General features: G+C 71.0%; 13 protein-coding genes and 3 pseudogenes. 11 read left to right on the forward strand and 5 right to left on the reverse strand.

What is annotated here, in order from left to right:
- Positions 1 to 31 precede the first annotated feature (31 nt).
- Positions 32 to 2,506 (reverse strand): RICIN domain-containing protein, encoded by a 2,475-nt coding sequence (locus ACWD35_RS34270; RefSeq protein ID WP_451355251.1) that lies wholly within the window; start codon positions 2,504 to 2,506, stop codon positions 32 to 34.
- Positions 2,507 to 3,082: 576 nt separating this feature from the next.
- Between ACWD35_RS34270 and ACWD35_RS34275 the strand changes: the two genes are divergently transcribed.
- Positions 3,083 to 3,217, forward strand: coding sequence for a hypothetical protein (locus tag ACWD35_RS34275; protein ID WP_451355252.1), 135 nt, complete (start codon positions 3,083 to 3,085; stop codon positions 3,215 to 3,217).
- Between the two features lie 121 nt (positions 3,218 to 3,338).
- Here the strand turns inward: ACWD35_RS34275 and ACWD35_RS34280 are convergent, their stop codons facing one another.
- Complete coding sequence (locus ACWD35_RS34280) at positions 3,339 to 4,358, reverse strand: WD40 repeat domain-containing protein (protein WP_451355253.1); 1,020 nt, start codon at positions 4,356 to 4,358, stop codon at positions 3,339 to 3,341.
- 107 nt (positions 4,359 to 4,465) lie between these two features.
- On the opposite strand from ACWD35_RS34280, the gene ACWD35_RS34285 reads away from it, so the two are divergent.
- Both ACWD35_RS34285 and ACWD35_RS34290 read left to right on the forward strand, forming a co-directional pair.
- Positions 4,466 to 4,834 (forward strand): hypothetical protein, encoded by a 369-nt coding sequence (locus ACWD35_RS34285; protein ID WP_451355254.1) that lies wholly within the window; start codon positions 4,466 to 4,468, stop codon positions 4,832 to 4,834.
- Positions 4,835 to 4,845: 11 nt separating this feature from the next.
- Positions 4,846 to 7,191 carry a CHAT domain-containing protein gene (locus tag ACWD35_RS34290; protein WP_451355255.1) on the forward strand — a complete coding sequence of 782 codons (2,346 nt, stop codon included), beginning with the start codon at positions 4,846 to 4,848 and terminating at the stop codon, positions 7,189 to 7,191.
- A gap of 215 nt (positions 7,192 to 7,406) precedes the next feature.
- Here the strand turns inward: ACWD35_RS34290 and ACWD35_RS34295 are convergent.
- Positions 7,407 to 7,808 (reverse strand): annotated as a pseudogene (locus tag ACWD35_RS34295) (IS3 family transposase); the annotation flags it as partial.
- Positions 7,809 to 8,087: 279 nt separating this feature from the next.
- On the opposite strand from ACWD35_RS34295, the gene ACWD35_RS34300 reads away from it, so the two are divergent.
- The 6 genes from ACWD35_RS34300 to ACWD35_RS34325 are packed head-to-tail and all read left to right on the forward strand — an operon-like array spanning position 8,088 to position 21,934.
- Entirely contained in the window at positions 8,088 to 10,778 is a 2,691-nt protein-coding gene (locus ACWD35_RS34300; RefSeq protein WP_451355256.1) for a DUF6603 domain-containing protein, read from the forward strand.
- Complete coding sequence (locus tag ACWD35_RS34305) at positions 10,775 to 14,326, forward strand: hypothetical protein (protein WP_451355257.1); 3,552 nt, start codon at positions 10,775 to 10,777, stop codon at positions 14,324 to 14,326. Before ACWD35_RS34300 ends, ACWD35_RS34305 begins: the two co-directional genes overlap by 4 nt.
- Positions 14,323 to 19,008 carry a hypothetical protein gene (locus ACWD35_RS34310; RefSeq protein WP_451355258.1) on the forward strand — a complete coding sequence of 1,562 codons (4,686 nt, stop codon included), beginning with the start codon at positions 14,323 to 14,325 and terminating at the stop codon, positions 19,006 to 19,008. The genes ACWD35_RS34305 and ACWD35_RS34310 overlap by 4 nt, the downstream gene beginning before the upstream one ends.
- A complete protein-coding gene (locus tag ACWD35_RS34315) occupies positions 19,005 to 20,711 on the forward strand; it encodes a hypothetical protein (RefSeq protein WP_451355259.1) in 1,707 nt (568 codons plus the stop codon). Before ACWD35_RS34310 ends, ACWD35_RS34315 begins: the two co-directional genes overlap by 4 nt.
- Positions 20,708 to 21,538 carry a WD40 repeat domain-containing protein gene (locus ACWD35_RS34320; RefSeq protein WP_451355260.1) on the forward strand — a complete coding sequence of 277 codons (831 nt, stop codon included), beginning with the start codon at positions 20,708 to 20,710 and terminating at the stop codon, positions 21,536 to 21,538. Before ACWD35_RS34315 ends, ACWD35_RS34320 begins: the two co-directional genes overlap by 4 nt.
- Positions 21,539 to 21,571: 33 nt before the next feature.
- Complete coding sequence (locus ACWD35_RS34325) at positions 21,572 to 21,934, forward strand: hypothetical protein (protein WP_451355261.1); 363 nt, start codon at positions 21,572 to 21,574, stop codon at positions 21,932 to 21,934.
- 425 nt (positions 21,935 to 22,359) lie between these two features.
- Here the strand turns inward: ACWD35_RS34325 and ACWD35_RS34330 are convergent.
- Positions 22,360 to 22,497 (reverse strand): annotated as a pseudogene (locus ACWD35_RS34330) (transposase); the annotation flags it as partial.
- On the opposite strand from ACWD35_RS34330, the pseudogene ACWD35_RS34335 reads away from it, so the two are divergent.
- A pseudogene (locus ACWD35_RS34335) lies at positions 22,489 to 22,572 on the forward strand (integrase); the annotation flags it as partial. The pseudogenes ACWD35_RS34330 and ACWD35_RS34335 sit on opposite strands and share 9 nt — an antisense overlap.
- A 40-nt stretch (positions 22,573 to 22,612) precedes the next feature.
- Here ACWD35_RS34335 and ACWD35_RS34340 read toward each other — a convergent pair.
- The gene (locus ACWD35_RS34340) at positions 22,613 to 23,257 is read right to left on the reverse strand and encodes a dihydrofolate reductase family protein (protein ID WP_451355262.1); all 645 of its coding nucleotides are present in this window, start codon (positions 23,255 to 23,257) and stop codon (positions 22,613 to 22,615) included.
- Between the two features lie 430 nt (positions 23,258 to 23,687).
- On the opposite strand from ACWD35_RS34340, the gene ACWD35_RS34345 reads away from it, so the two are divergent.
- Entirely contained in the window at positions 23,688 to 24,644 is a 957-nt protein-coding gene (locus ACWD35_RS34345) for a hypothetical protein (RefSeq protein ID WP_451355263.1), read from the forward strand.
- Positions 24,645 to 24,787: the final 143 nt, after the last annotated feature.

A 24,787-nucleotide genomic window follows, 5' to 3' on the forward strand; every position in this document is an offset into this window, starting at 1 on the left:
GACCCCGCCCGTCTTGTGGGCGCTCAGCGGGTCAGGTGATCTTGACCAGTCGCCACTGCTGGTTGGTGCCGCCGTTGGTGACGTACTGGTCGACGGAGGCGCCGCTCGCCGTCGACGCTCCTCGCACATCGAGCATGTAGCCGTCGGAGCGGGACTCGATGGTGTAAGTGCCGTCGTTCGCCGGGGCGATCACCCACTGCTGGCTGGTGCCGCCGTTTGCGCTCCGGAGATCCAGCTGGGTGCCGGGCCATGTGGTCGCGCTCGGGATGTCCAGGGCCTTGAGGCTGCCGACGCCGGTGACGGAGTAGTAGCCGTCGGCGTTGCGGGCGAGGGTCCACTGCTGGTTGGCGCCGCCGTTGTCGGGCCACTGGATGATGGGCGTGCCGTCGGTCGTCCCACCCCCCGACGCGTCGAGGAGCTGGCCGCTGTTGGCGTTGACGATCTTGTACGTGCCGGAGAGGTCGGTCTCGGTGCCGGGGGTGACGCGGAAGTTCGCGTACTGGACGGGGTAGTAGCCGGCGGTGCCGAGTCCGGTCTGTCCGCCGCCGAAGCCGCTGTCGGTGACCGTCGTCTGTGCCTGCCCGTCGATCGTGACCGTGATGGAGCCGCCCTGGAAGGTCAGGGCGAGGTTGTGCCACGTGCCGGTGCCGGGAGCGGTCACCGTGCCGGTGGCCAGGGGCGGGTCCGTGTCCCAGGTGCCCCAGGGCCGGCCGGACTTCAGCAGTGTCCAGGTTCCGGTGTCGCTCAGGCGCAGGTGGTAGGCGTTCAGGCCGTTGTTGTTCTTGTCCTGGGTGCCGACCCGGCCGAGGATTTCCGCCGCGCTGCCGCCCCGCTCCAGCAGTACGTCCGCGCTGACGGTGTAGTTGCTCCAGCTCAGGTCGCCCATGAGGGTGTAGGGCTGGTTGGACTTCTCGTCGGTCCACTGGATGGGCGGGACGGTCGCCATCTGCCGCAGGCAGGTACCCGTCCGGCCGCCGGCGCAGGGGGCGGACTGGAAGGCGCCGTTCATCGAAGAGAAGTACGTGGCCTCCTGCCCCATGGGGTAGCCGGCGAGGGAGTCCGTGTACGGCAGGGCAAGGCGGCTGCGCTGCGGCGGTGCCGTGCTGCCCGCGCCCTGACCGGTGGTGGTGGTCACCGTATAGACATGACCGGGAGCCAGGGCCAGGGTGTACGTTCCTCCGGTCGCGGTCAGGTCGGCGCCCCGCGCCATACGCGGAGCGCTGCCACCGCTCTGCGAAAGGTCGGTGGACCACACGTGCAGGGTGCCGCGGGGCAGACCGCCGGCGGCCTTCAGGGTGACCGTCTGGGAGGCGGTGGCGTCCATCGTCTCGAAGACGGTGCTCCAGGCGCTCTTGTCGGGCGCGGCGTAGCTGACGTAGCTGCCGTCGGCGCCGGTGCGTGCGCCGAGGTAGCCGGTGGCGGTGTCGAGGTACTTCCAGCCGGGGGAGGTGAACTGCGTGGTCTGCGCGATGGACCAGGTGGTGCGGCCCACGCTGTAGTTGCCGGACCACGGCTGGTTGGCGGTGATCAGACCGGCGTCGTGGAAGCCGAGGTTCTGGTAGAGGGAGGCGACGAGCGGCCAGTTGATGTAGGCGGTCATCTTCGCGTCGATGTAGCCGCGGTTGATGGCACGGGCGACGGGGGCCGCACCGGTCTCGGCACCCTCCGAGCCGCTCTCACTCGCCCAGATCGGCTTGCCGAGGTTCTTGGCGTCGGCGGACGCGGAGCAGTGGGTCATCGCCGACATGTAGCCGCAGTTGTAGTGGGAGCCGGCGACGTCCACCGCGTCGTACAGGGCGGGGTCGTTCTTCATGGCCGTGGCGATCGGCCAGCCCCACGAGTCCCCGCCGACGATCTTGGTGGAGGCGTAACCCCTGGTGAGCAGAGCCGACTTCAGGTTCTTGTACCACGTCGCGTCGAAGTCGCGCTCGTTCCAGCCGCCCAGGTAGTCGACGGTCAGGCCGTGCTGCCTGGCACAGCCGAGCCAGTCGGTCAGGTAGTCGATCATGTCCTGGGAGTAGAACGTGTGGTTCCCGATCCAGCCCGGCGTGCCCCAGGACAGGCCGTAGAACGTGATGCCGGGGTTGCGGGCCTTGGCCTGCTCCATCAGCCACCACTCGTAACCGGAGTCGCAGTCGACCGTTCCCCTGACGTGCTCGATGCTGGCCTCGGCGCCGTCGGTGGAGTTGGTGTCGCCGCCCACCTCGACCTTGAGGATCTGCAGGTTCGCCCCGTAGCCGGGTTTGAAGAGGTAGTCGAGGATCTCGTCGCGCTGGGCGGCCGGATAGTCGCGCAGCAGACGGGTGTTGCCTCCACCGCCGCTGATCGCGCCGATGCCGTCGAAGGTGCGTCCGGCGCTGTTGCCGTCCACGGTGACCGTGGTCCTCACGGCGGCGCGCGCCTGGCTCGCCGCCTGGCCGCTCAGCATCGCGAGGGTGAGGAACAGGGCGGCCAGGGTGGCCACCCGTCTGAGTAATCTGCCGTTCGGGCTGAGGGCTGTACGCATGGGTGCGTTCCCTTCTGGACATGGTCGGCTTCGGCAGTGCGTTCGGGCGGTGAGGGCGTCGTCAGCGGAGATCGGAACCCGAGTGAAGTGAAGGGCGGGGCCCGCCTTCGAGCTGTTGCCGACGGCCGGCCGGATCCTGTTGCGGCGTAGCCCCGAGCCCTCGACAGATCGGATGGATTCTCACCACTTGAACGGACGCTGTCCAGAGCATGCGCAACAAAAACACACATCTGCTGAGTGATTGTGTGTACTTCGCACTCGATATTCACGCCGGTTCGACGCTTCCTGCGGTGTAAAGCGATTGATTGCGCTGAGTTTTGATTGGTTGTACCTCGGCCTGACTGGGTCCTCCTGAGAGTGCCTCGGGTCACCCCCGGCGGGCCGCCCGTGTGGGTCGGGGGCCTCAGCTACGCCGCCCTGCGCCGCGCACTGCGGTCAGGCTGTGGCCGTAAGAGGGCGTCCGCTGCAGCGGATGCCGTCCGGAGGCAGTGGCTGAGCAGTACAGCGGCTACCGCCTGCTGGCACAGGGCCTCGCACCGTGGTCCGCGCCGGCATCAGCGCTGACCGACCAACCCGGTGCTGGTACCGGCCACCTTGTGGCCGGACCAGTGGACCACCCTGACCATCCGCACCGACCAGGACCCGGACGCCCAGGCCCGGGAACTGCTGGACAGGACGACGACCGCGAGTCGACCTGGCGCTGAACGCTGAGAAGGATCTCAAGGCCGCCCCGCTTTCGGCGGGATCGGTGTGGCCCAAACAAGCTGAACGGCCCGCCGACCTTGATGCGGCGCCGCGCCGACTGACGCCACACTGCTGGAACAGACGCCGGTCATGTCCAGATCGAGATGGCGTTCCCGCTCGCGACCGCGAGGATCCCGCCATCAGGGGCGAACGCCACATGGCAGCTCTCGTGTGTCGTGAGCGTGGCCTGGTAGGCCAATGCTGAGTAGTGCCACATGCGCACGAGGCCATCGGAATGTCCGCAGGCGATCGTCCTGCCGTCCGGATGGAATGCCACCGAGGTCGCACCTGGAGTGTCACGGTCGGTGGGGAGCGAGACGATGTGGCCGTTGCCCGGCATCTCGAACAAATGGGCCGTGCCGAAGCCGCCGTCCCCGGCGCGGGAACGGCCCGTGGCATCCTCCCCGCCGACAGCGAGCATCCTGCCGTCCGGTCGGAAAGCCAGCGAGGTGACGAACCCGGTGTCGGCGAGGATCGCCGTCGGGAGCCCGACCGCCAACTGCACGACCTGGACGGAGTTGAAACCGCCGACCGCCAGCATTCTCCCGTCAGCAGCGAACGCCAGGCAGCTGATGTAGGGATGGTGCAGGGCGAGGTCGATGGCACCGAGCCGCCGTCGCGCGGTCGCGTCGAACAGTTCCACCGCACGGTCGGTCAGGTTGCAGGCGAGCACCGGGGCAATGGGGCTGAACGCGACCGAACAGGGAGTCAGGGCCGGGGACGACGCCCAATCGGCGATGAGCTCCCGGTCCTCCACGTCCCAGATGAGGACAGACCCGTGGTCGCACCCACAGACCAGGGTCTTCCCGTCGGGGGAGAAGGCGAGCGAGCTCAACGCCGCGCAGACACCGCTGTGGCCGGTAAGTGTGGCGATGTGGCAGCGGGTTCCGACGTCCCACAAGCGGACAGTGCCGTCCCGGCTGCCGCTGGCCAGTATCCGGCTGCCCGGGGCGAACGCCACCGAGTCGACCCGGTCGGCATGACCGACGAGGCTGAAAGACGGTTGAAGGAAGAGGGGTTGAGAGGGGGCCCCGGTCGGGTCGGCGGGAACACGCAGGTACTCCTGTGACTCCAACTCCACTGGGGCGGTCCAGGATTCCGTCGTCATTCGAACATTGTGACCACCGATCGCCGAGTCGGCCATCACGGCGTGCCAGCGAGCCGACCTGTGCCATGATTCTTCACATGTCCACTGCTGGCGGGGGAGGGACTGACGTGGAGAGTGAACCGCAGGAGTGGCGGGTGGTCATCACCTCGAAGTCGTCACGGTCGGCCGAGGTCGCCGATGCACTCCAGCGCGGCGGCTGGGAGGACACTGTCGGCTCGCTGGCCCTCGAAAGGCCCGTGCTCCAGTTCCGCGCAGCCGACCCCTCCGTGCTGGTCGCGACCATAGCCGCCGGCAGCTCTGCACTCGCCACCTTCGTGACCGCGCTGCTCCAGCGGGGCGCCGCCAGAGACGGCCAACACATCGTCCTGGAATTCGACGGCGTGAAGATCGACGTGCCCGCCGACATCGAGCCCGAACGGCTCGACAAACTGATCGAGCGGGTCAACGGCAAACCCAAGCGCATCCTTCTGCCCTGAGGTAGGCACTGGTGTCCGCGCTCGACGAGATCGCGAAAGCCTGGGAGCTGTGCAGGATCGGTGACGTGTCTGGCTGCCTGCGTCATCTCCGCGGACTGCCGGCGCCGGCGACGCTGCCCCGGGCCACCCTGGCCGGACTGGACCGGATGATCGACGACATGGCGGCAGTGCTCCCCCTCCGGCTCCAGTCCGCAGCCGGGATCGGATGCGAAGCTGCATGCCTTGATCTCTTGCACGAGATGAGCGACCGGAACCTGCTGCCCGGGGTCGTCGAATACGAATCGTTGGGCGCGGCCCTGATGCAGGGTCTGCGCGCTCCGCTCGACGAATGCGATCTGCCGGCCGAGCTCGTGGCGCATGCGCGATGGCTCATGACCGGCCCGAGCAACAGCAGCGGGGGATCGATACAAACCTGGGAGAACTCCCTCCTCGCGCTCGGAGAATTCCTCACCGCGTTCCGACCGAGGCGCCGGCCAGGCCACCCCGGCAACGCGGTCACCCGCGTGCTCAGCGTGACAGCTCGCGCGTTCGTCGGTGGCCATGACGAAAACGACAACATTGCATGGCTCGGCCAGGGACTCCGGCTGCTGGCGGACGAAAACCTCCGGGACGGCCCAGGCGGACCGCACACCCTGGCGAACATCCACCTGATCTACCACCGCTCGATCATCGAATTCCACAGCGCACTGCTGCGCAACAACCACGGCGAATGCCGCAAGGCCCTGGACACGCTGAGGCTCGTCGGCGTCGCCTGTGGCCGCGCGGGCCTCAGCGAGGAGTCCTGGGCGCTGTCGGCTCGTGCCGCCTTCCTCGCGACACGTCTCCCCTGGGACACCCCGCAGATACCGGTCAGCATGATCGTCGACGCGCAGATCGCCCTCCGGGACTGCGGCAACCCCCGTGTCGCGCTGCTCGAAGACATCATCAACACCGCCGCCCTGCCCCACAGCGACAACCGGCCCGACCTGAACGAGTCGGCTCGACGCTGCTGGGGCAGCGTCCGGGAGACTCTCGCCTCCTTGGGGGCACCCATGCCCGCGGCATCACGCTGGCGGGCCGCGAACGCGGCGGTCAGTGTGCTGGGTGATATGCCGCTGCTCTCCCTCCTGGACGACGTCCGGCACCACCAGCCCGAACAGTGGGCGAGCGCAATGCTGCCAGCGTTCTTCGCGCACCCCTATGAATGGCGGGACACCGACAGCAGCGCGACAGGATCGACGCACCCGATCAGGGGCGTGTCCATGACGGGCGGTCGGTACATCTGGCACGTCAACACCGACACAGCACTCAACTCGGTTGCTCGCTCTGATGAGTTGAACAGTGCCCTCTGGCAGTCCCCAGCAACATGGGGAGTCGGCATCGCCGGCCCCGACAACATCGTGGACTGGCTGGGCCAGAACCTGGAAAGCTACGCCATGGCGGGCCTGCTTCCGGTCGTCCGCATGTTCAACTACGTCACTCGGACCCGGTTCAACAACATCGGCTTCGGCGGCTCCGAACGTGAATTCGCGCAGCTGGTGGACCTGGCGTCCGGTCGGCTGGAGAACATCTACGAACTACTCGCCGAACACTCCCCGTTGCATGCCTCGACCGACGAGATGATCTGCGCCATCGGGGGTTTGACCCAGATCCCCTGGGAGTTGGCGTGGGACCGGGATGCGCGGTCGGCCAACGTCTGCCTGGACCCGCGGTCGACAGGTTTCGACGCCGTGCGCATACCTGCTGTCACCATCGGCCCGGACTCCCGGCTGGCGGTCTTCATCGACTCCGAGAGCCTGGACCGCGCATCGTACGAACTGGCCGCAATCGAAGGCCGGTTCGGGGTCGGTTCGGTGGAGAGACATACGGACTTCGCGGTCGACCGGATCGCGGAGGCCGCAGCGACGTGCGACGTACTCCACTTCATCACACACGGTGTGCAAGCCTGGTCGGATGCGCGGAAGAACGTCATCGACCCTGGGCGCCGACGCGTGACCGCTGAACAGATCGCCGCGCTCGACCTGTCCCGGGTGCAGCTAGTGGTGCTCAACGCCTGCGACGCCGCCGCCCCGGGGCCGCGGAGCCTGGTCGGCGACGCGACCTTCGTCGGAGCGTTCCTCGCCGCGGGCAGTAAGGCGGTCACCGCGAATCTGTGGTCCGTCGAAGACCGCCTGGCAGAGACGTTCTCATCCGCGCTCTACAACGAACTCGCCACGGGACGGCCGCTGATCGACGCATTCGGAAGCGCCCGTCGCCGTATGCGAGCAGAAGCCGAGACCCTGTCGGCATCGCTGAACGCGGCTGGGAGTGCTGCCTTCCTGGCCGATCCGTTCAAGCTGACGCTCCGCGGCCTCGGGGTGGCGACGGCTACGGAGTAGGCCAGTCCGTCGCGTGTAGTTACCGGCCAGTCCGGATGAAGGCGAAGAATGTGGTGCGCGCGAGGGACCGGCTGGGCCAGGCGCTTGTGCCGAGCAACTCCCGCTTGATGGTGGCGAAGAACGACTCGGAGATCACCGAACGGGCGATGCGGCGTTGTCGGCAGGCGGCCTTCAGCGCGTCGGCGACCAGCTCGGTGCGCGGATGGTCGGCGGTGCCGGCCGCTCAGCCCGGCTCCTCTTATCAGCCGGGCGACGCGGCGCCGCCCGCACTGCACGCCCTCCCGCCTGAGCACCGCGTGGATGCGGCGCCTCATACGTTCCACGGTACTGCCCGTGGACTTCGGTGATCTTCTCGGTCGGCTCCAGCTCGCGCACCGCACGGGGACCGGGCCCTCCGGCGCGGCGGGCACAGAAGGCGGCACGGGAGACCTTGAGGTCGGGACAGCTCCTCGCGCTCGCGGCTGGTCAGCCCGTCCCGCTCGGCCGCGTCGGTCTCGGCCTGGTGGATCCGCGGCCGCACCGCGGTCTCGGTCAGGTCGAAGTTCTTGGCGACCTGACCGACCGACCGGTCGCCGGACGCGGCTCCTTCTTCTTCCCCATGCCCTCCATGACTGCATCGTGGTGACGCGGTCGGCACGTCGACTTGCATCGTTCCTGTTCCCCTGACGGCCGGCAGGTGCGCTGAACGGATCAGGCTCGCTCACTCCGAGGAGTGAGCGAGCGAGTGCCAAAGTGGCGTGTCAGCGGCCCCGGCGGTCGCATGGAGAGTCGGCCGGCGTTCGTCGGACCTGCCCCTACCGCCCGCCGAAAGAACTCGCCATGAAGGACTTGCCCCACGACGCCGCCCGGCCGGACCCCGCCGTCCTGGGGTGCGGCCGCAGCGAGGAGTGCCGTCAGTGACCGGCTCCGTCGTCGAGCTGGCCACCGGGCTGCGCCAGGCGCTGACGGAGTTCTTCGGCTCCCTGAGCGACCACGACACCGAGGACCAGCGTCGTCAGGCGCTCGCCACGGCGCTGGGGCTCGTGGACCTGTCGCCGACGGGCCTCCTCGGACGGCTGACCGCGCTCGGCACCGACCAAGCCGGGCAGCTCTTCCCTCTCCTGGTCGCGATCCTGTCCCGGGCGGTCGGACAGGCCGCGCCGGAGTGGCACCTGAGCATCGCCGATGTCCTCAAGGTGGACAGCACCCGGGTCGACGTACTCGCGCCGACACTGCCACAGGAGTTCGTGCTCGAGTTCCGGCTGGGGGCGGCGGGTATCGCCCCCGGCGTCGAGGTGCGCGGCGGAGTCCTCCTCACCGTCACCGTTCCAGCCGAAACCGTCACCGTTCCAGCCGAAACCGTCACCGTTCCCGCCGAAGCCGCCGGGGCGAAGCTGGTATTTGCGGTGCACGGGCTGAGCCTGGCGCCCCCGAGCGACCCGCTGCTGGCCGTCCTGCTGCCCGCAGGCGCCGTCTTCGAGGGTGACCTCACCGCGCAGGCCGATGCCACGGGCGTCACCTTCGACGGCGGCGCCAGCAGCGGCGTCGCCCTGCCGCTCAGGACGGTTCCGCCGCTGCTCAAGGCACCGGCGCTCTACCTCGCACCCCGGGGCACAGCGGTGCGGATGACCTTGTCCTTCGGCGCGTCCCTGCTTGGCCTGGCGGACGCGACCGTCGAGGGAACGGGCGTCGAGGTCTCGGCCTCCGACGCCGGTGTCTCCGTAAGCCCTCTGCCACCCGACGGCATCGGTGTGCGGCTCGCTCTGGGCCCTGCCAAGGGCGCCGGATACCTCCGGCACGAAGGTGGCCAGTATGCGGGTGCGCTCGCGCTCGGTCTCGGCGTCGTGGACGTGAAGGCGTTCGGTGTGCTCCGCACCGATCCGTTCTCGCTGCTTGCGGTGCTCAGCGCCGAGTTCGACCCGCCCATCGAGCTGGGCCTGGCGTTCACCCTGAATGCGGTCGGCGGCATCGTGGGCGTCGACTACACCATCGACCGGGACGGGCTGGCGGCAGCCGTCCAGGGCGGGCAGCTGGATCGCATCCTGTTCCCCGCCGATCCGGCCGCCGCCGCCCCTGAGATTCTGAACACCCTGCAGTCCGTGTTCCGACCGCGGCAGGGCAGCTTGGTGGTGGGGCCGATGCTCCGGCTCGGCTGGGGCCGGCCGGTCTCCTTCCTTACCGCGGACGTCGGGCTGGTCCTGGTACTGCCCAGCGGCGTGGTCGCTCTGCTCGGGCGGCTGCGCGTGGCCCTGCCCGCACCACAGGCCCCCGTACTCGACATCAGGGCGACGGTCGCGGGAGTCGTCGACTCCGCGCACGGTCTGGTCGAACTGACAGCCGACCTGGCTGGCTCGCGCCTGTTGTCCGCGCCGATCGAGGGCGGACTCGCGCTGCGGGCGAAGTCGGGCGACGACGCCACCTTCGTCCTGAGCGCCGGCGGGTTCCACCCGCGCTTCAACGCGCCGGCCGGCTTCCCGGTGCCCAGGCGGCTGACGATTGCCATCGCGGACAGCTCCCTCGTGAAGATCGTGTTCACCGGGTACTTCGCCGTCACACCGGCCACGGTCCAGGCCGGCGCCACGCTCACGGCGTCCATCGGCAGCAGCGACACCGGGGTGTCCGGGCGGCTCGGTTTCGACGCCCTTGTGCGATGGGAGCCGAGCTTCGGCCTAGTGCTCGATCTGTACGGCTCGTTCGCCCTGCACGTCGGCGGCGCCAGCCTCTGCTCGGTCGACCTGCGGGTCCGCGTCGAGGGCCCCACCCCGTGCTGGCACGTTGCGGGTCGTGCCAGTGTCTCGCTGTTCCTCTTCGAGGTGAGCTTCCCCTTCGACGAGCACTGGGGCTGCACCGGCACCATCACGGCGCCGCCGCCGCCCGACGTCACCGGGCGGCTGCTCCAGGCGGTCAGCGATCCGCGCAACTGGGCACCGCTGCCGCCGGACGCCGGCACCATGGCCACACTGGAGCCGGACACCCAGGGCGCGCCTCTGCTGCACCCGCTCGGGCGGCTGCGGTTGAGCCAGCGCGTCGTACCGCTGGGCGTCCCGATCAACCGGTTCGGGCCGGGCCGCCTCCCCGGCCCCCCTGTCACGTACCAGCTCAACGTGTCCTTCGGCGCCGGCGCGGGCACGGCGGTTCCGGTCACCGAGCAGTTCGCCCGGGCGGACTTCTTCGACCTCACCGACGACGAGAAGCTCACCCAGCCGGCCTTCGAACCATTCTGCTCCGGGGCGGAGCTGACTCCCCCCGCACCGGTCGCGACCGCCCCGCAGCGATCGGTGGACATGGCCTACGAGACGAAGGTGGTCGGCGGGGAAACGACGCCGGTGGCCAATCCATGGCTGGTCGACGACGAGGCGCTGGCCGCTGCCCTCACCCATGGCGCCGTGGCACTGAGTTCGCTCTTCGCCGACCGCACTCGGTACGTCGTGGACCCCCTCCCGAAGGCGCTCAAGGAACCTGCCTATGCCATCGCCAGCCGGGACACCCTGACCGCGAACACCGACGTACACCCGCCGGCCACGTTCAGCGAGGCGAGCATCGCACTGAGCGTGCTCTCCGAACGGGCACGCTTCCAAGTGGTGTCGGCCTACGAGGTGAGGTCATGAATCGGTACACCTTCGCCGCCTGGGACCGGGCCGGCGCCGCAGCCTCCCTGACCGACCCCGACGACCTGGTCAGGACGGTCCCCGTCCGCGGCCAGATCCAGTCCACGGTCACCGTCAACAGCGGCCCGCAGAACGGCGTCATCTTGCAGCTGTACGGACCCGGAGACGTCAAGGCGCTGGACATACGGCAGATCGTCCGGCTCTACCCGCGCCCCGGGACACCGGACGCCGAGACCACCAACTTTCCGCTGGTGGAGTTCGACCGGACCGACCTGCCCTGGATGTTCACCCCGCTCGCGGCGGGGCCGAGCGGCTCGCTGCGCCCCTGGCTCTCCCTCGTCTGCGTCCCGGCCGGGCTGCGGCCCGTCCGCCTGCCTGCCCGCCCGCTGCCGGTGCTCCAGCTGACCGGGGAGCAGACGGCCAGGGAACTGCCGGACCCGGCGTTCCTGCACCTATGGGCGCACATCCAGCAGCTCAGCGGAGACCAGAACGACACACGTCGGTCCGTCTCCCGGCTGATGGCGCCCCGCAAGCTGGTGCCGCACACGGACTACACGGCCTGTCTGGTCCCCGCGTTCGAAATCGGCCGCCGGGCCGGGACGGGTGAGGACGGGGGAGACCTCTCCCCGGCATGGACCCCCGGGGTAGAGACCACGCTGCCGGTCTACTTCTCCTGGTCCTTCTCCACCGGCGAGGCCGGTGACTTCGAGACCTTGGCCACCCGGCTGCGCGCCGCCCGGCTGTCGGCGAAGGCCGGCCTCCGGCCGCTGGACGTAAGCAACCCCGGCCTGCTTGCCAGGCGGCCCGGCCCCCTCGTCCAGCAGGCGGAGAGTGCCCTGCAGAGCCCCGATCTGCCGGCGCGCGCCGCCTGGCCGGTCGACGCCGCAAGCGCCGCCTGGCGGCGGGCACTTGCCACGGCGCTCGGCACAGCTCAGGACGACGGCAATGAGGACCCGAGCGTCCTGCCGCCGCTCTACGGAGGGTTCCACGCGCTGCGCGCGAGCGTCGACGCGGACGCCACGGGCTGGGTCGACTCCCTCAACCTCGACCCGCGCTGGCGGGTCGCCGCCGGCCTGGGAACCCGGTCGGTGCAGGACGAGCAGGAAACGCTCATGGCCTCCGCATGGCGGCAGTTGGCGGACGTCCAGGCAGCCAACCGCTTCCTGGACCTGGCCCGGCTGGCCCGCCTCGTCGGCACGCGGCTGTACGACCGCCACATCACCCCCCTCTCCGCCGACGAGATGCTCCACCTCGCATCGCCGCTGCGAGCCCGTGCGCCGTCCGGCGACGTGACGCTGGAGGCCCGCATCCAGGACAGCAGCCTGCCCCTGGCCATGGCCTCCACGGCCTTCCGTCGGCTGACCCGGCCGCTGGGTCCGCTCAGCCGCAGAGTCGCCCGGGCAGCCGGGTCCGGCGGCGCCGCCCCGGACCGGGTGCCGTTCGCCACGGTCATCAGCGGTGTGGCAGCCTCCCCGGTCGGGTTGCGGGCCCCGCGCTCCGAACCGGACGGCGCGGTGTCCTTCGCCACCCGGCCGCAGGGGCTGGTGGCGGCCGACCGGCTGCCGGCCGTCCTCGCCACGCTGGGGCTGGCCGATCAGCCGCCGCAGGCCTGGCTCGACCTGGCGGCGAAGGCCGAACAGCGGGCCGCCGCCAGGGACGTGCCGAGCGACCGGCTGGCCCAGGCACCCGCCGTTCCCGAACCGGTCCTCGGCTCGGTGGTCCGCCTCGGCACGCTGCCCGAACTCCTGGTCCCGCCCCGGTTCTTCACCGAGACCACGCTGACGCCCAACGGCGAGCTGGTCTTTCCGTCCGGCCACCGCACACCCGGGGGGCTGCTGTCCCTGGCCGGGCCGGCCGACGCCGACAGCACGTTCACCGGCGGCTGGCACGGGCCCTATACCAACGACCCGGCACAGGAAAACACCGCCGGCGGCTGGAGCGGCGACTGCGCCGGCACGTTCAGCGTCCCGGGGATGACCGGCACACAGTGGCAGGGACGCTTCGTCGGCACCTGGCAGCTGGATCGTTCCGCCCCCGACTTCGAGGCGGCTCCGGGCCCCTGGCGGGCCGTGTTCGCCGGCTCCTGGTCGTCCGACCAGGACCACGGGACATGGCAGGGCGTCTGCACCGGCACGCTCAACCTCAGCGAGATCACCTCCGACGGCAACTTCACCGGCACGTGGCGCTCCCAGACCCGCCATGGCAGCTGGTACGGCACCAGTCCGGGCACCTGGGACAGTTACAACCCAGAGTCACCACCAGCCGCCACGGCTGCCGGGATCTGGCAGTCGCTCTGCGAGGGAGCCGCCCACCGCGCCGATGACGCCGCCCCACCACCCGACATCCCGCAGTGGCAGCCCGACCATCTGCCGGACGTCCTCGGCGAGTGGCGGCCCGACGCGGGCTTGCCGCTCGACCACGTCTGCGACAGCGGCTACCTCAGCCGGCAGGCTGACGCCCTCCCGGCCCCTGCCGTACTCGGCCTCGGCCCCGGGGACGTGCAGGACGCGGTGGTCGCCGCGCACCAGCGGCTCGTACGGGCCGCCGACGCACCCCCGCTGCCGGCCCAGGAGACGATCCCTGTGCCACAGGCCCGCGATCACCTGGCCGCCACCCTGGACCCGGCACAGGCGGTCGCGGCGGTGACCGCCGCGCGGATCGAACGGCCGCCGCAGGCCGGCGGGACCGACGACACCCCGATCATGTGGGCGCCGTCGTTCCCCGACCCGATGTGGCAGCCGCTGGCCGCACAGTCGACCGAGTGGCTGCTCGCCGGCCTCCACGAGGTCGAACCCGACACGGCTACCCTCGCCGTCACCAATTCCGCCTTCGTCGAGGCGTATCTCATCGGCCTGAACCACGAGTTCGGCCGCGAGCTGCGCTGGCGCGAATACCCCGCCTTTCTGCGTGGCACCTACTTCTCCGTGTTCTGGGGCGCCGGCCCGGACATCCCGTCGATCCCTGCCTGGCAGGCCGCTCTCCCGCTCGGCTCGCACCGCCCCGCGCAGCCCGAGCGGGCGGTTCTGGTGCTGCGCAGCGCCCTGTTGCGGCGCTATCCAGGCGCCATCGTCTACGTCGCGCCGTTCACCGGCGGTCAGCCCGACGACGCCCAGGCCCACCGCCCGATCTTCCGTGGCGCGGTGGACGCCGACACCACGTTCCTGGGCTTCGACATCTCGGCGGACGACCTTCTGGCGTCGCCGTGGTGCTTCGTCATCGCCGAGCAGCCCAGCGAGCCGCGCTTCGGACTGGACGACCAGCGCCGCGTCTTCGGACAGCCCTATGAGCGCCCGTCGCGACCGGACTCGCCCAACAACCTGACCTGGAGCGATCTATTCGACGGGCCGGAGGCCATGGACGCCGCCACCTATGCTCCCGGCGCCCTGCGACGGAACGTCGCCCCGGACGAGCTGGTCTGGGGGTCCGATTCCGCGGGGATCGCCCGGCAGACGTTCCAGCAGCCGGTCCGGGTGGTCCTGCCCGCCGCCATGCTCCTCAAACCGCCACCGCCACCGCCGCCCGCCTCCGACGAAGGAGTACCCGGATGACCGATCTCGCGGCCCTGCGTCAGGCCGTCGCTGACGCCGACGCCGCCCGGGCCGCCCTGCTCGCAAACGCCGCACCGGAACAGCGCCAGGCCGCGTTCGACGCCCTCACCGCCGCCCGCACCGCGTTGAACGCCGCGGTACGGGACTTCGTGGGCCAGTCGACCCTCGACGAACTCGTCGGCCGGCTCGACCCCGGTGTGCCCCTGCTGCTCACCCCGCTGCGTCTGGAAACCAGGCTCTCGCCGGACGGTGGCCGACCCGACACCCTGCGAGTGCGGATCTTCCCCGACGACGTGCACATCGAGTCCCACGACCCCGAACTCACGGACGGTGAACGGCAGCAGGGGCTGCGGTACTGGACGGCGGTGTGGCGCGCGGGGCGGGCCGACAACGAGCACGGGGACCGCGCCAGGATCCAGCTCGCCGCCTGGGACCAGCTGGCAGCCACCCTTGGACCGTCGCGGGCCCGGTTCGTCGCCCGCGCCCTGGCACCGGCGGTCGACGACCGTCCACCGCAGCCGCTGCCCGACGGCATCGACGGGCCGGTGCCCACGCTGCGCGCGGTACCGCAACGCGGCCGGGGCTGGGTCCGGCCCGCGACCGCCTCCACCCTGCCCGACCGGTTCATCGCGCTCGCCTTCCAGGACGATGTACTGGTGGGCAGCGCCCCCGGCGAAGTGGTCCCGGACACCGTCCAGGTCGGCCCTGACCCGGACGCCGTACCGCCGCCGCGCCGGGGCCAGCCGGGTTCCGGCGGTACGGCGGCCGAACCGGATCCGGGCGGAACGTCCACCGACCTGGGCGGGATGCCGCTGGAGCCCGCCCTGCGCTGGCTGGCAAGCTTCCAGGAGGCCGAGCGGATCGGACTGGCCATCACCGTCCGGCTCGACGACCCCCGCTACGACCCCGCCCGCCGGCCCCTGTTGACCCGGGTCCTGGTCCTGGGGGTGACCGCGTCGATGGATCCCCAGGCCTCCGCCGACCGGCTGGGCGCACTGCTGGCCCTGCGAGCCGAGCACGGCGATGCCGCCCTGATCGCCCAGGGCACCCCGACCAACAACACCGCGACCGCCCGGCAGAACCCGGCCGGCGCACCGGACGCCGAGGAGATGCTGGCGGCGGCCGCCGGACTCCCGGCCGCAGCTGACCCCTTGGCCAACGCCACCGTCCTCGCCACCGCCCTCGGCGTTCCGCAGCACGCGCTTGCCGCGCTGCCGGGCGCGTCGGACCTCGAACAGGCCGACGCCCGGAACCTGCAGCTCGCCCTGTGGAGTGCCACCGGCGACTTCTTCGTCGAGCACCTGCTGGCCGACCCGACCGGCACCAGACAGGCTCCCGTCGACCGGGCTTGGCTGCGCGCCCACTATGTGGACCGGGTCCGCGCCCGCGGGCCGTTGCCGGTGCTGCGCATGGGCCGCCAGCCGTACGGGATTCTGCCGGTCACCGCCACAGCCGCGTGGCAGCCCGCCGCAGCCGCAGAACCCGCCGGACTCGCGGGGCTGCACCGGACGCTCAGCACTCTGCGCCCCTACTGGGAGGCCGGGGTCCCGCTGCTGCCCCGGGTCGGAGGGCCTGACCAGCCGGGGGAGACCCTGACCGTGCCCAAGCCGGAACGCGACGTACTGCGTGCCCTGGGAATGGCCCCCGTGTCCAGGGCCACAGATGTCCGCGGCGTGCGCGGGCCGACGAGCGCCGACCTGTACAACTCCCTCCTCGGCCTGGCCTTCGGCAGCCTCGCCCAGCAGCGCGCCGACGCGCTGGAGAAGGCCCTGTCCCGGGCACTCGACCAGGCGCTCGGCCTCGACTACCAGCCGGCCGTCTCACAGCGGCAGAACGAGGCGAAGGGCACCCGGCTGTGGATCCCGCAGGCACGGCCGCTCGGCCTCCCGCCCGGCATCGACGCGGCGGAGGAGCTGGCGCGGTTCCTGGAGGGGCTGGTGGACGGCTTCGACTCCTCGCGAGTGGCGGTCGGCCCGGAGCATGCCCAGACCCTGCTGCAGGCGCTGCTGCTTCAGTCCGCCAACCTCGAGTACGCGCACGCGGCCGCCGCTCTGGGCAGTCATCACCTTCTGCTGGACCGGAACCGGTTCAGCTTCACGGAGGCCGCCCTCCCCCCGCTCCGGGCCGGTTTCCTCGCGGCTGCGGCCGGGCTGGCGTTCCGGCCCCACACCATGCCGGCCCTGTTCGCCCTCGTCGTCCCCGGCGCCGAAGGCACCGGCCCCCAGCCGATGGAACAGGCATTGCGGGCCGACCGCGGCCTGCTCGCGTCCTTCGTGGCCTCCGCCGCACGCGGCAACGGCATCCTGGGGCAGCTGGGCGGTCAGGAGCGGCCGTGGAGCCTCGCACTCGCCGAGATCGACGCCGCGCTCAAGAATCTCGCCACCCGGGTCCGGACCTGGCGAGACCGGGGACACGACCCCTTCCCCCTGGTCGAGCGCCTCCTCGGGGAGTGCCTGGATCTGGTCTCGCACCGCCTGGACGCCTGGATCACCTCGCTGGCCACCGCCCGGCTCGCCGCCATGCGCAGCCCCGACGGCCGTCCGCTCGGTCTGCACCTCGGCGCGTACGGCTGGGTGGAGAACCTCTCCCCGCGGGACAGCGCCGCCCGCAGCTCCGGCTACGTCCTCGCACCCTCGGTGACCCAGGCCACCACCGCCGCCGTCCTGCGCAGCGGCTTCCTCTCCCACAGCGGCGACGCCAGCGCGTTCGCCGTCAACCTCTCCTCCCGGCGCATGCGGACCGCCATGACGATCCTGGACGGCGTGCGGCAGGGCCAGCCCCTCGGAGCCCTGCTCGGCTACCGCCTCGAACGGCGGCTGCACGAGGCACGTACGGCGGACCAGCCGCTCGCGCTCGACCGGGTCATCACGGTGCTGCGGGCCTACGCGCCGCTCCAGCCGGTGCACACAGAGAGCCCGGCCGACACCCCGGAGGTGATCACCGCCCACGACGTGATCGACGGCGTCCACCTGGCCGAGCAGACAGTCGACCATGTGGCGACCTTCCTGCGCACACACGTCTTGCCTCCGTTGGACCCGGTGCACGAGGAGCCCGCGGTCGCCGACATCCTGGCATCGCTGCACGACGACGTCGACGCCCTCGCCGACCTGCTGCTCGCCGAGAGCGTCCATCAGCTGACCAACGGCAACCCCGACCGAGCGGCCACCACCCTGGAGACGCTCGCCGCGGGCGGACAGCCTCCGCCGCGGCCGGAGGTCCTGGACCTCCCCCGGCAGGGATCGTCGGTGACGCATCGGCTGCTGATCGTCGTACCCGAGGGCACCGAGCCGGCCGCCGGATGGGACAGCCCGCCGCAGCGCGCCCGGGCGCGGGCGCAGGCGGAGCCGCGGGTGGACGCCTGGGCGAGCAGGCTGCTCCCCGCTCCCGGCCGGATCAGACTGCGAGTGTCCTGGCGGCGCCCCGGCCAGGACACCGGGGGAACCGTGACCGAACATCCATGGCCGCTCACCGGACACTGCGCCCTCGACGTGATCGCTTCCGCCGGCACCGGGGTCCTGCGCCAAGTGCTGGCCGGCGCGCTCCGACGGCCCGCGCACGTCCCCGCCGACGCGGTGGCCGAACCGCTCGACGAGCGCAGTCCGGAGTGGGACCGGTCAGTGGTGGGACTGGCGGAGACCGAGGCCCTGGCCACGACGGCGGCAGCCGTCATCACCGGTGCCACCGCCGGTACCGAGGCCGCGCTGTGCTCCGCCACCGCGGCCGTTCCGACGCCCGTCGAGGGAGATCTGCGGGCGCGGGCCGAGCAGGCAAGGGACGGCTTGCGCGGGTTCAGGGACAGCGGGGATCTCGACGGAATGGGCGCGTACGGCATCACACCGGTGCGCGTGCCCGACGAGGAACCGGCCGGCGTCCTGGCGGCGGCCCGGCGGGAGGCGGACGCCCGGCTGTCCCGGGCCGACGCCGCCCTCGCCCCCGGCCCCGCCGGCCTCGGCCCCAGTGCCGCGCTGGAGGCCTTGTTCGGCGCCGGCTTCCGGGCCTTCGACCTGATCACCGCCCCGGACCCACGGCAGCTCGCGGACTCGCTGGGGCCGGGCCTCGTCCGAGGTGACGGCGCGCAGGCGCCGCGCGACTGGCTGGAGCGCATGGGCGCGATCCGGGCCGGTACCGGCGGGCTCGCGAACCTGCTGCTCTACGCGGACGCCACGGGAACGGTGACGGGACAGGCCCTGAGCGTCGGCCAGACGCCGTTCGCCCCGGGCGACCACTGGGTGGGTGCCCCGGGGCAGTCTGCCCGCGCGCAACCCGCGACCGGCCTCGTCCTGCACGGGCCCGAGAACCTCGACCCAACCCGGCGGCTCGCTGTCGCGGTGGTCGACGAGTGGACCGAGGTGCTCCCCGGACCCGTTCACACAGCGGGTGCCACCTTCCATTTCGACGCGCCGGGCGCCCGGCCGCCCCAGTCACTGCTGCTCGCGGTGCCCCCGGTGCCCGGCGCGCCCTGGACGGTGGCCACACTGGCCGCCGTGCTCGGCGAAGCACTGGACCTTGCCAAGCTGAGACTGGTCGATCTCCAGGCGCTCTCCTGGCTGGGGCGTTGTCTGCCGGCCGCCTACCTGCCGGACACCGCCATCGGAACCGCCCCGGGCATCCTGTTCAAGGACCTGATCGACCATTCCGTGAAGACGGGCGTGCTCGCCGAGATGGTCAAGAAGGAGTCGTGACCGTGCCCGTGGACCTCGACCTCTCTCATTACCACCGGCTGGAGCCAGTGGTGAGGGCCACCGGCTCCAGCGGCCAGCTGGACGACGCCCTTGAGGCCGGTGTGGCCGATCCGTTGTTCCTGCTGGCCCGGCAGTGGCAGCTGGGTGAGTACGCGGGGGAGGACGGAGGCTCACCGGTGAGCGCCCGGCTGGAGATCGCCGGCGCCGTCGTCAACCGATTCCGGCCGGGCGAAGAGGGTGCCCCCGTGCCGCTCGACGCGGGCGTACCGCTGGAATACCTGGTCGAAGCCGAGGGCACCGCGGCCGGCCTTTCGCTGCGCGACGCGGCCCGAGCCGGCCTGCGGTTCCTGGCAGAGCTGTCCGTTCCGACACGCGAGGCGGCGACCGCGGTCATCCTGGATACTTTCCCGCTCGGCGGACCGCCCGCCGTCGAGGGCGTCCTCAACCCGGACCCGGCCGGACAGGCGTTGGTCGCTGCCCTGGCCGGACGCGCACCGCACGGGGGCGCCCTGGCTCAGCGTCTGGCCACCGCCTGGCACCCCGAGGGGCTGACCCACGAGCAAGCCGCCGACTTCCGCCGGGCCGCCACCCGTTGGCGCACCTGGTTCGACGCGGAGCACCCCGCATCAGCGCCGTCCAGCTGGGTGCGCGAGCGCCTGGAGTACCGCTTCAGCGTGGGAGCCCAGCTCGACGGCGAACAGCTCGTCCTCACCGCACCGGAGTACCCCGGCGGACGCGTCGAGCCGTATCACCTCGATCTCGACGACCGGGCCGGCCGCTCGCTCGCAGCACCGGCGGTCGACTCCCCGTCGGTGACGGTGACCACGCTGCCGACCCGGGCCACCTACCCCGGAATGCCGGCCGAACGCTGGTGGGAGTTCGAGGACACGAGCGTCAACCTGCCGGCGATCGGGGCCGGCCCACCGGATCTCGCACGCCTGCTGGTGGTGGAGTTCGCCAACGTCTACGGCAGCGACCACTGGATCGTCCCCGTCGACCTGCCGGTCGGACACGTGCACCGGATCACCGACCTGAGCGTCGCCGACACCTTCGGCGACATCCTGACGGTCCCCGCGGCGGACGACGGCGCCTGGTCGGTGTTCCGGCCCGCCCTCCTCACCACGGGGAAACCAGGCCCGCCCCTGCTGCCGCTCCTCACCGGCGCCGCCGACCCGGTCGAGGGCCCGGCGATCGAGGAGGTGGTGTTCATCCGGGACGAAATGGCCAACCTCGCCTGGGCGGTCGAGCGGATCGTGCAGAGCGCCAGCGGACGGGGCCGACGGCGCGGCGACGAGAACCCCGCCGACGACGGACCGTCGGCGGACGCGGCCCCGGGCGCGCTTGCCTACCAGTTGATGACGGCGGTGCCGCCGCACTGGATCCCGCTGATCCCCCTGCGGGAGGGAGCGGCGGCCATGCGCTTCCGACGAGGCCAGGTGCCGAGCTTCACCGCGGACGGCCACCGTCGGCCGCAGATCTCCGCAATCGGCCGGATCCTCGAACCGGAAACCCGGCCGGTGTACTTCGCCGACGAGGAGATCCCCCGTTCCGGGGTGACCGTGTCCCGAACACCGGTGGCGGCTCGCGGCCCGGACGGGGCCGTACTGCGCTGGACGGCGCGCCGGGTGCACGTCGGCCGGGGCGAGGCGTCCAGCAGGGTCTCGTTCGACGTCGCGAGGCCGCCGCAAGGCGGTCGGCCATGACGCCGACGCCGGATCCGGGTGTCCTGGACGAGCACTCCTCGATCACCGTGGTCACCTGCACGACGGACGGGGCGGAGATCGTCGCCGTGGACATGGGCGGCCGGATGCGGCGCTACGACCGCGGCAGTGGCAGGCCGCTGTCCGAGTGGTCGACCGTCCACGACCGCACGGCATGGGCCATGGCCCTCACCCCGGATGGCCGGGAGATCGTGACCACCGGCAGCGACGGCACCGTCCGCCGCACCCACCGGGCGGACGGCCACCCAGCCGCGGACCCGTTCACCGTCGCCGGAGATCCGGCCGACGCGACCAATCCCGTCGACTGGGTCAGGGCCATGGCGCTGAACACCGACGGTACCGAGATCGTGACGGCCACTCAGACCGGGGTGCTCCGCCGCTGGGACCTAGCGCGCGGCACGCCGCTGTCGCCACCACTGACCGGGCACCGCGGTGCGATCAGGGCCGTGGCCCTCCTCGGGGATGGCCGGGAGATCGTCACGGCGGGCGAGGACGGCACCGTACGTCGTTGGGATCGGGTCTCCGGCACTCCGGTGGGCGCGCCGCTGACCGGCCATGGCGCACCTGTCCACACTCTGGCGCTGACCGCCGACGGTGCCGAGATCGTGACGGGCGGGGGCGACGGCACCGTGCGCCGCTGGGACCGGGCCTCCGGACGACCCCTCGGGCAGCCGTTTGAGGGCCACTACCTCAGCATCTGGACCCTGGCACTCGGCCCGGACGACACGGACGTTGTCACGAGCGGCTACGACGGCACCGTCCGCCACTGGCACCGCGTTACCGGCACCACGGTACCCATGGCCCCGTGAGGCCGCGCCGACTGAAAAGAAAGAGGGGGCACTGTGCCCTTCGACTTCAACGTCGATGTCCGACTGACAGACGACAACGACGCGGACAGCGTGCAGTTCATCAACATGACCATCGGTTCGGTCCCGGCCGGCGCCGACCGGCTCCTGGGCGACTGGCGGGGCGCAGCAGTCTTCCTTCCCTCCAGTTCCGGCGAATTCGACTGGGACGGACGCCCCGGACAGGGGGTCGCCTTCGTCTTCGACGGGCCCTCCGCCGACGGCCGCCCGGTCCTGGGCCTGAACGACTTCGTCGCCCCCGGCGGCGGTCTGCCACACCGGGGCGCGACCGGAGGCGGTGCCGTGACGGACCCCGACGACCCGCAGTTCCTCGGGACCGTCAAGTGGGAGATCACGTGACAGGACCGGAAACCCTCGGGCGCGGACACCCGTCGGCCATATATGGCGGAGTCGAGGGTGACCCTTCCCGCATCCAAGCGCGGACTACTCCACTCACCTGGGCGTTCGCCGGACAGTCGGACGGCCTCATACGATCCCGTGCTCCGCCACAGAGACACAGGATCTGTACGAAAGCCGCAGGGGTGAGTCTCCCGCAGCACGATGCCCAGCGTGAGGCGTACCACTCGGCGCCACACACTTCCGGATCGACTTCCAGTGTGAACTCCGCTCATGCGCACTCGTTCTGGTGCGGTCGTGGCGCTTGCATGGAGACCTGGCGCCGAGGGCTTACGCCCCCCGCTTGGGGCGGGCCGCGTGCGACGAAGCGAGTGCTCGCATGTGCCGGGATGGGCGGGAGCCGGGCCCCTCAATACCTGCCGGGCTCAGACCCACGTGCGCAGCGTCTCCCCGGTGATCCCGAGCTCCGCGGCCACCGCCGCGTACGTGCGCTTGCCACCGGCGGCTCGGTACAACGCGACAGCGTCCTTCCGAGACTCCTCCGGGTACGGAGACTGGCGTCCCACCTGGACGTCCCTTCCGCCCAGCGCAGGGAACGCGCCCGCATCCGCAGTGAGAAGGGCATCCGATGGGGCGGACGCCCTCTCGCAGTCGCAGCCCGAACTCGAGTGGGCCCTTGCGTCACCTTCGCCAGAACAGGTGGTGCGTCACGCCGCTCGGGCTGGGCACGACCTCCAGGTGGAACCGGTCGAGCAGCTCATCGGGGGACTCCCAGAGTCGTAGGCCGGACCCGAGCTTCACCGGCGAGACCGCAACATGCATGGTGTCGACAAGGTCGGCATCAAGGAACTGCCGGATGATGGTGACCCCGCCGCCGAGTCGAACGTCCTTGCCCTGCGCCGCCTCCCGCGCCCGTTCGAGGACCGTGGCCGGGTCGCCGTCGACGAAATGGAACGTGGTGTCGGAGAGCGTGAACGAAGGACGCTTGTGGTGGGTCATGACGAACACCGGGGTGCGGAACGGAGGCTCCTCCCCCCACCAGCCGCGCCACTCATGGTCGTGCCAGGGCCCGCGCTGGGGCCCGAACTTGTTGCGGCCCATGATCTCGGCACCGATGTTGCGTGCGAAGTCTCGCGTGAAGTAGTCGTCGAGCCCCCGGCTCCCGCCGGGATCCGTGCGCATGGGCCAGCTCGCCGTGGCTCCGGCCCAGGCGAACAGCCTCCCGGGATCGATGTGGCCGAACGGCCTCTCCAGGCTCTGGTCCTCACCAGCACCGATGCCGTCACTCGAGACGTTGAAGTTCATGACTTTCAGCAGTTGATCCACGTGTTTCCTCGTCAGGTCCTGTCGCGTCATCGTGCGGCGAGGCGCCGCACATCATGACGTCGAACGGGACGTGGCCGGATCGACAGCGGTCCGCAACTTTTTTCCGGGGCGCGTCAGGAAGCGGCTCCGTTGGCGGTGTGGCCGTCTGATGTGAGCCACTCCTTCCACAGTTGGGACGCCACAGCCGTTGCGCCGACAGGCGGACGACGACCGGTACCCCCAAAGCAATCGACATGGGCCGGAGTGGACGAAGGCCCGAGCGCTGGGTAGCCCGTCACTCTCGTAGTGCGTCCAGGGCGTCGAACGCCCTACCGCAAACTCGATGCCCACCCCCGGGTGGAATGCCCGGACTCGTCCGGGTGAGGCGTATAGTCGATAACGATCTTGGCTCAGCCCTTGTGCGCAGTGTGATCCGTTTTAGCCTCCGGCCATGGGATTTCTTTCAAGCCGCCGCAGACGGGCCCGTTTGGCCCCTGAACTCGACGATCAGGAGCTGGGCAGGCTGCTGAAGTCCCTGGTGGCGACGACCAGGACGGGAAGTGCCGCCACCACCGATCTGTGTGCGGCGCAGATCTCCCGGCTCCTGGACCAGGACCCGGGCGACTGGGACCGCCGGACCCACCGCATCGGCGTTCTGGCGGACTTCCTCGCCGGATCACATCTGCCGAGATCCTGGGCTGCGCGCGAGCCCGGCAACGCGACCGCACTGGTGCTGCATGCCTGGACCCAGGTCGTGCAGGCCCGTGCCCAGGACCGTCCGGGCGACGCGGCTGACGCCGTAGAGAGCTGTCTGCGCGCCGCCGAACTCGTGCCGGAGGATCCCACTCCCTGGGTGGTGCTGCTCGGAGCGGCGCGCTGCGAACGCTGGAGGCAGCCCCAGGTGTTCGGGGTGTGGAACGAGGTGCTCGCGCGTGACCGCTGGAACCGCGAGGCTTACATGAACATGCTGTCCTATCTCAGTCCGGAAGAAGGTGGCTCCCGGCTGCAGGTCCTGGAGTTCGTGGACGCCCTGGGTACCCGCATGCCCGCCAACGCACCCTGTGTGGCCACCGAACTCACCGCCCAGGTCTTCCAGTACCACGCCATCCTCGGCCGTGGCGGATACGAAGCACTGATGGCCCGCAAACACTGGTCCCAGGGGATCGCCGCCCAGGCACTCGACCGTGTCGTGCACACCTGGGGGCAGCCGGGATTCCTCCGTCACGCCAAGGCTCTCGCCGACCTGAACCTCCTCGCCTACGCGCTGACGGCCAGCGACCGGCGCGCTGAGGCCCGTGCGGTGTTCGAGGCGGTCGGCGGCATCGTCACCGCCTGGCCCTGGCAGATCGGTGGCGACCCTCTCGTGGAATTCGAAGCGGCGCAGCGCAGAGCCACCGTCGGTCTGTGAGCGGACGGCGGTGGTACGCGGTGCGGACCACAATGCCCCGCACCGGCCGTTTCTGCCCGGCTGCCTCTGGCTGTGAACTCCGAAGCCGAACGCGCCGAGATCCATCGGGCCGCCCAGGTCGTTCGCCAGATGGGGCAGAACTT

This window comes from Streptomyces sp. NPDC002671 (genome assembly GCF_053592475.1).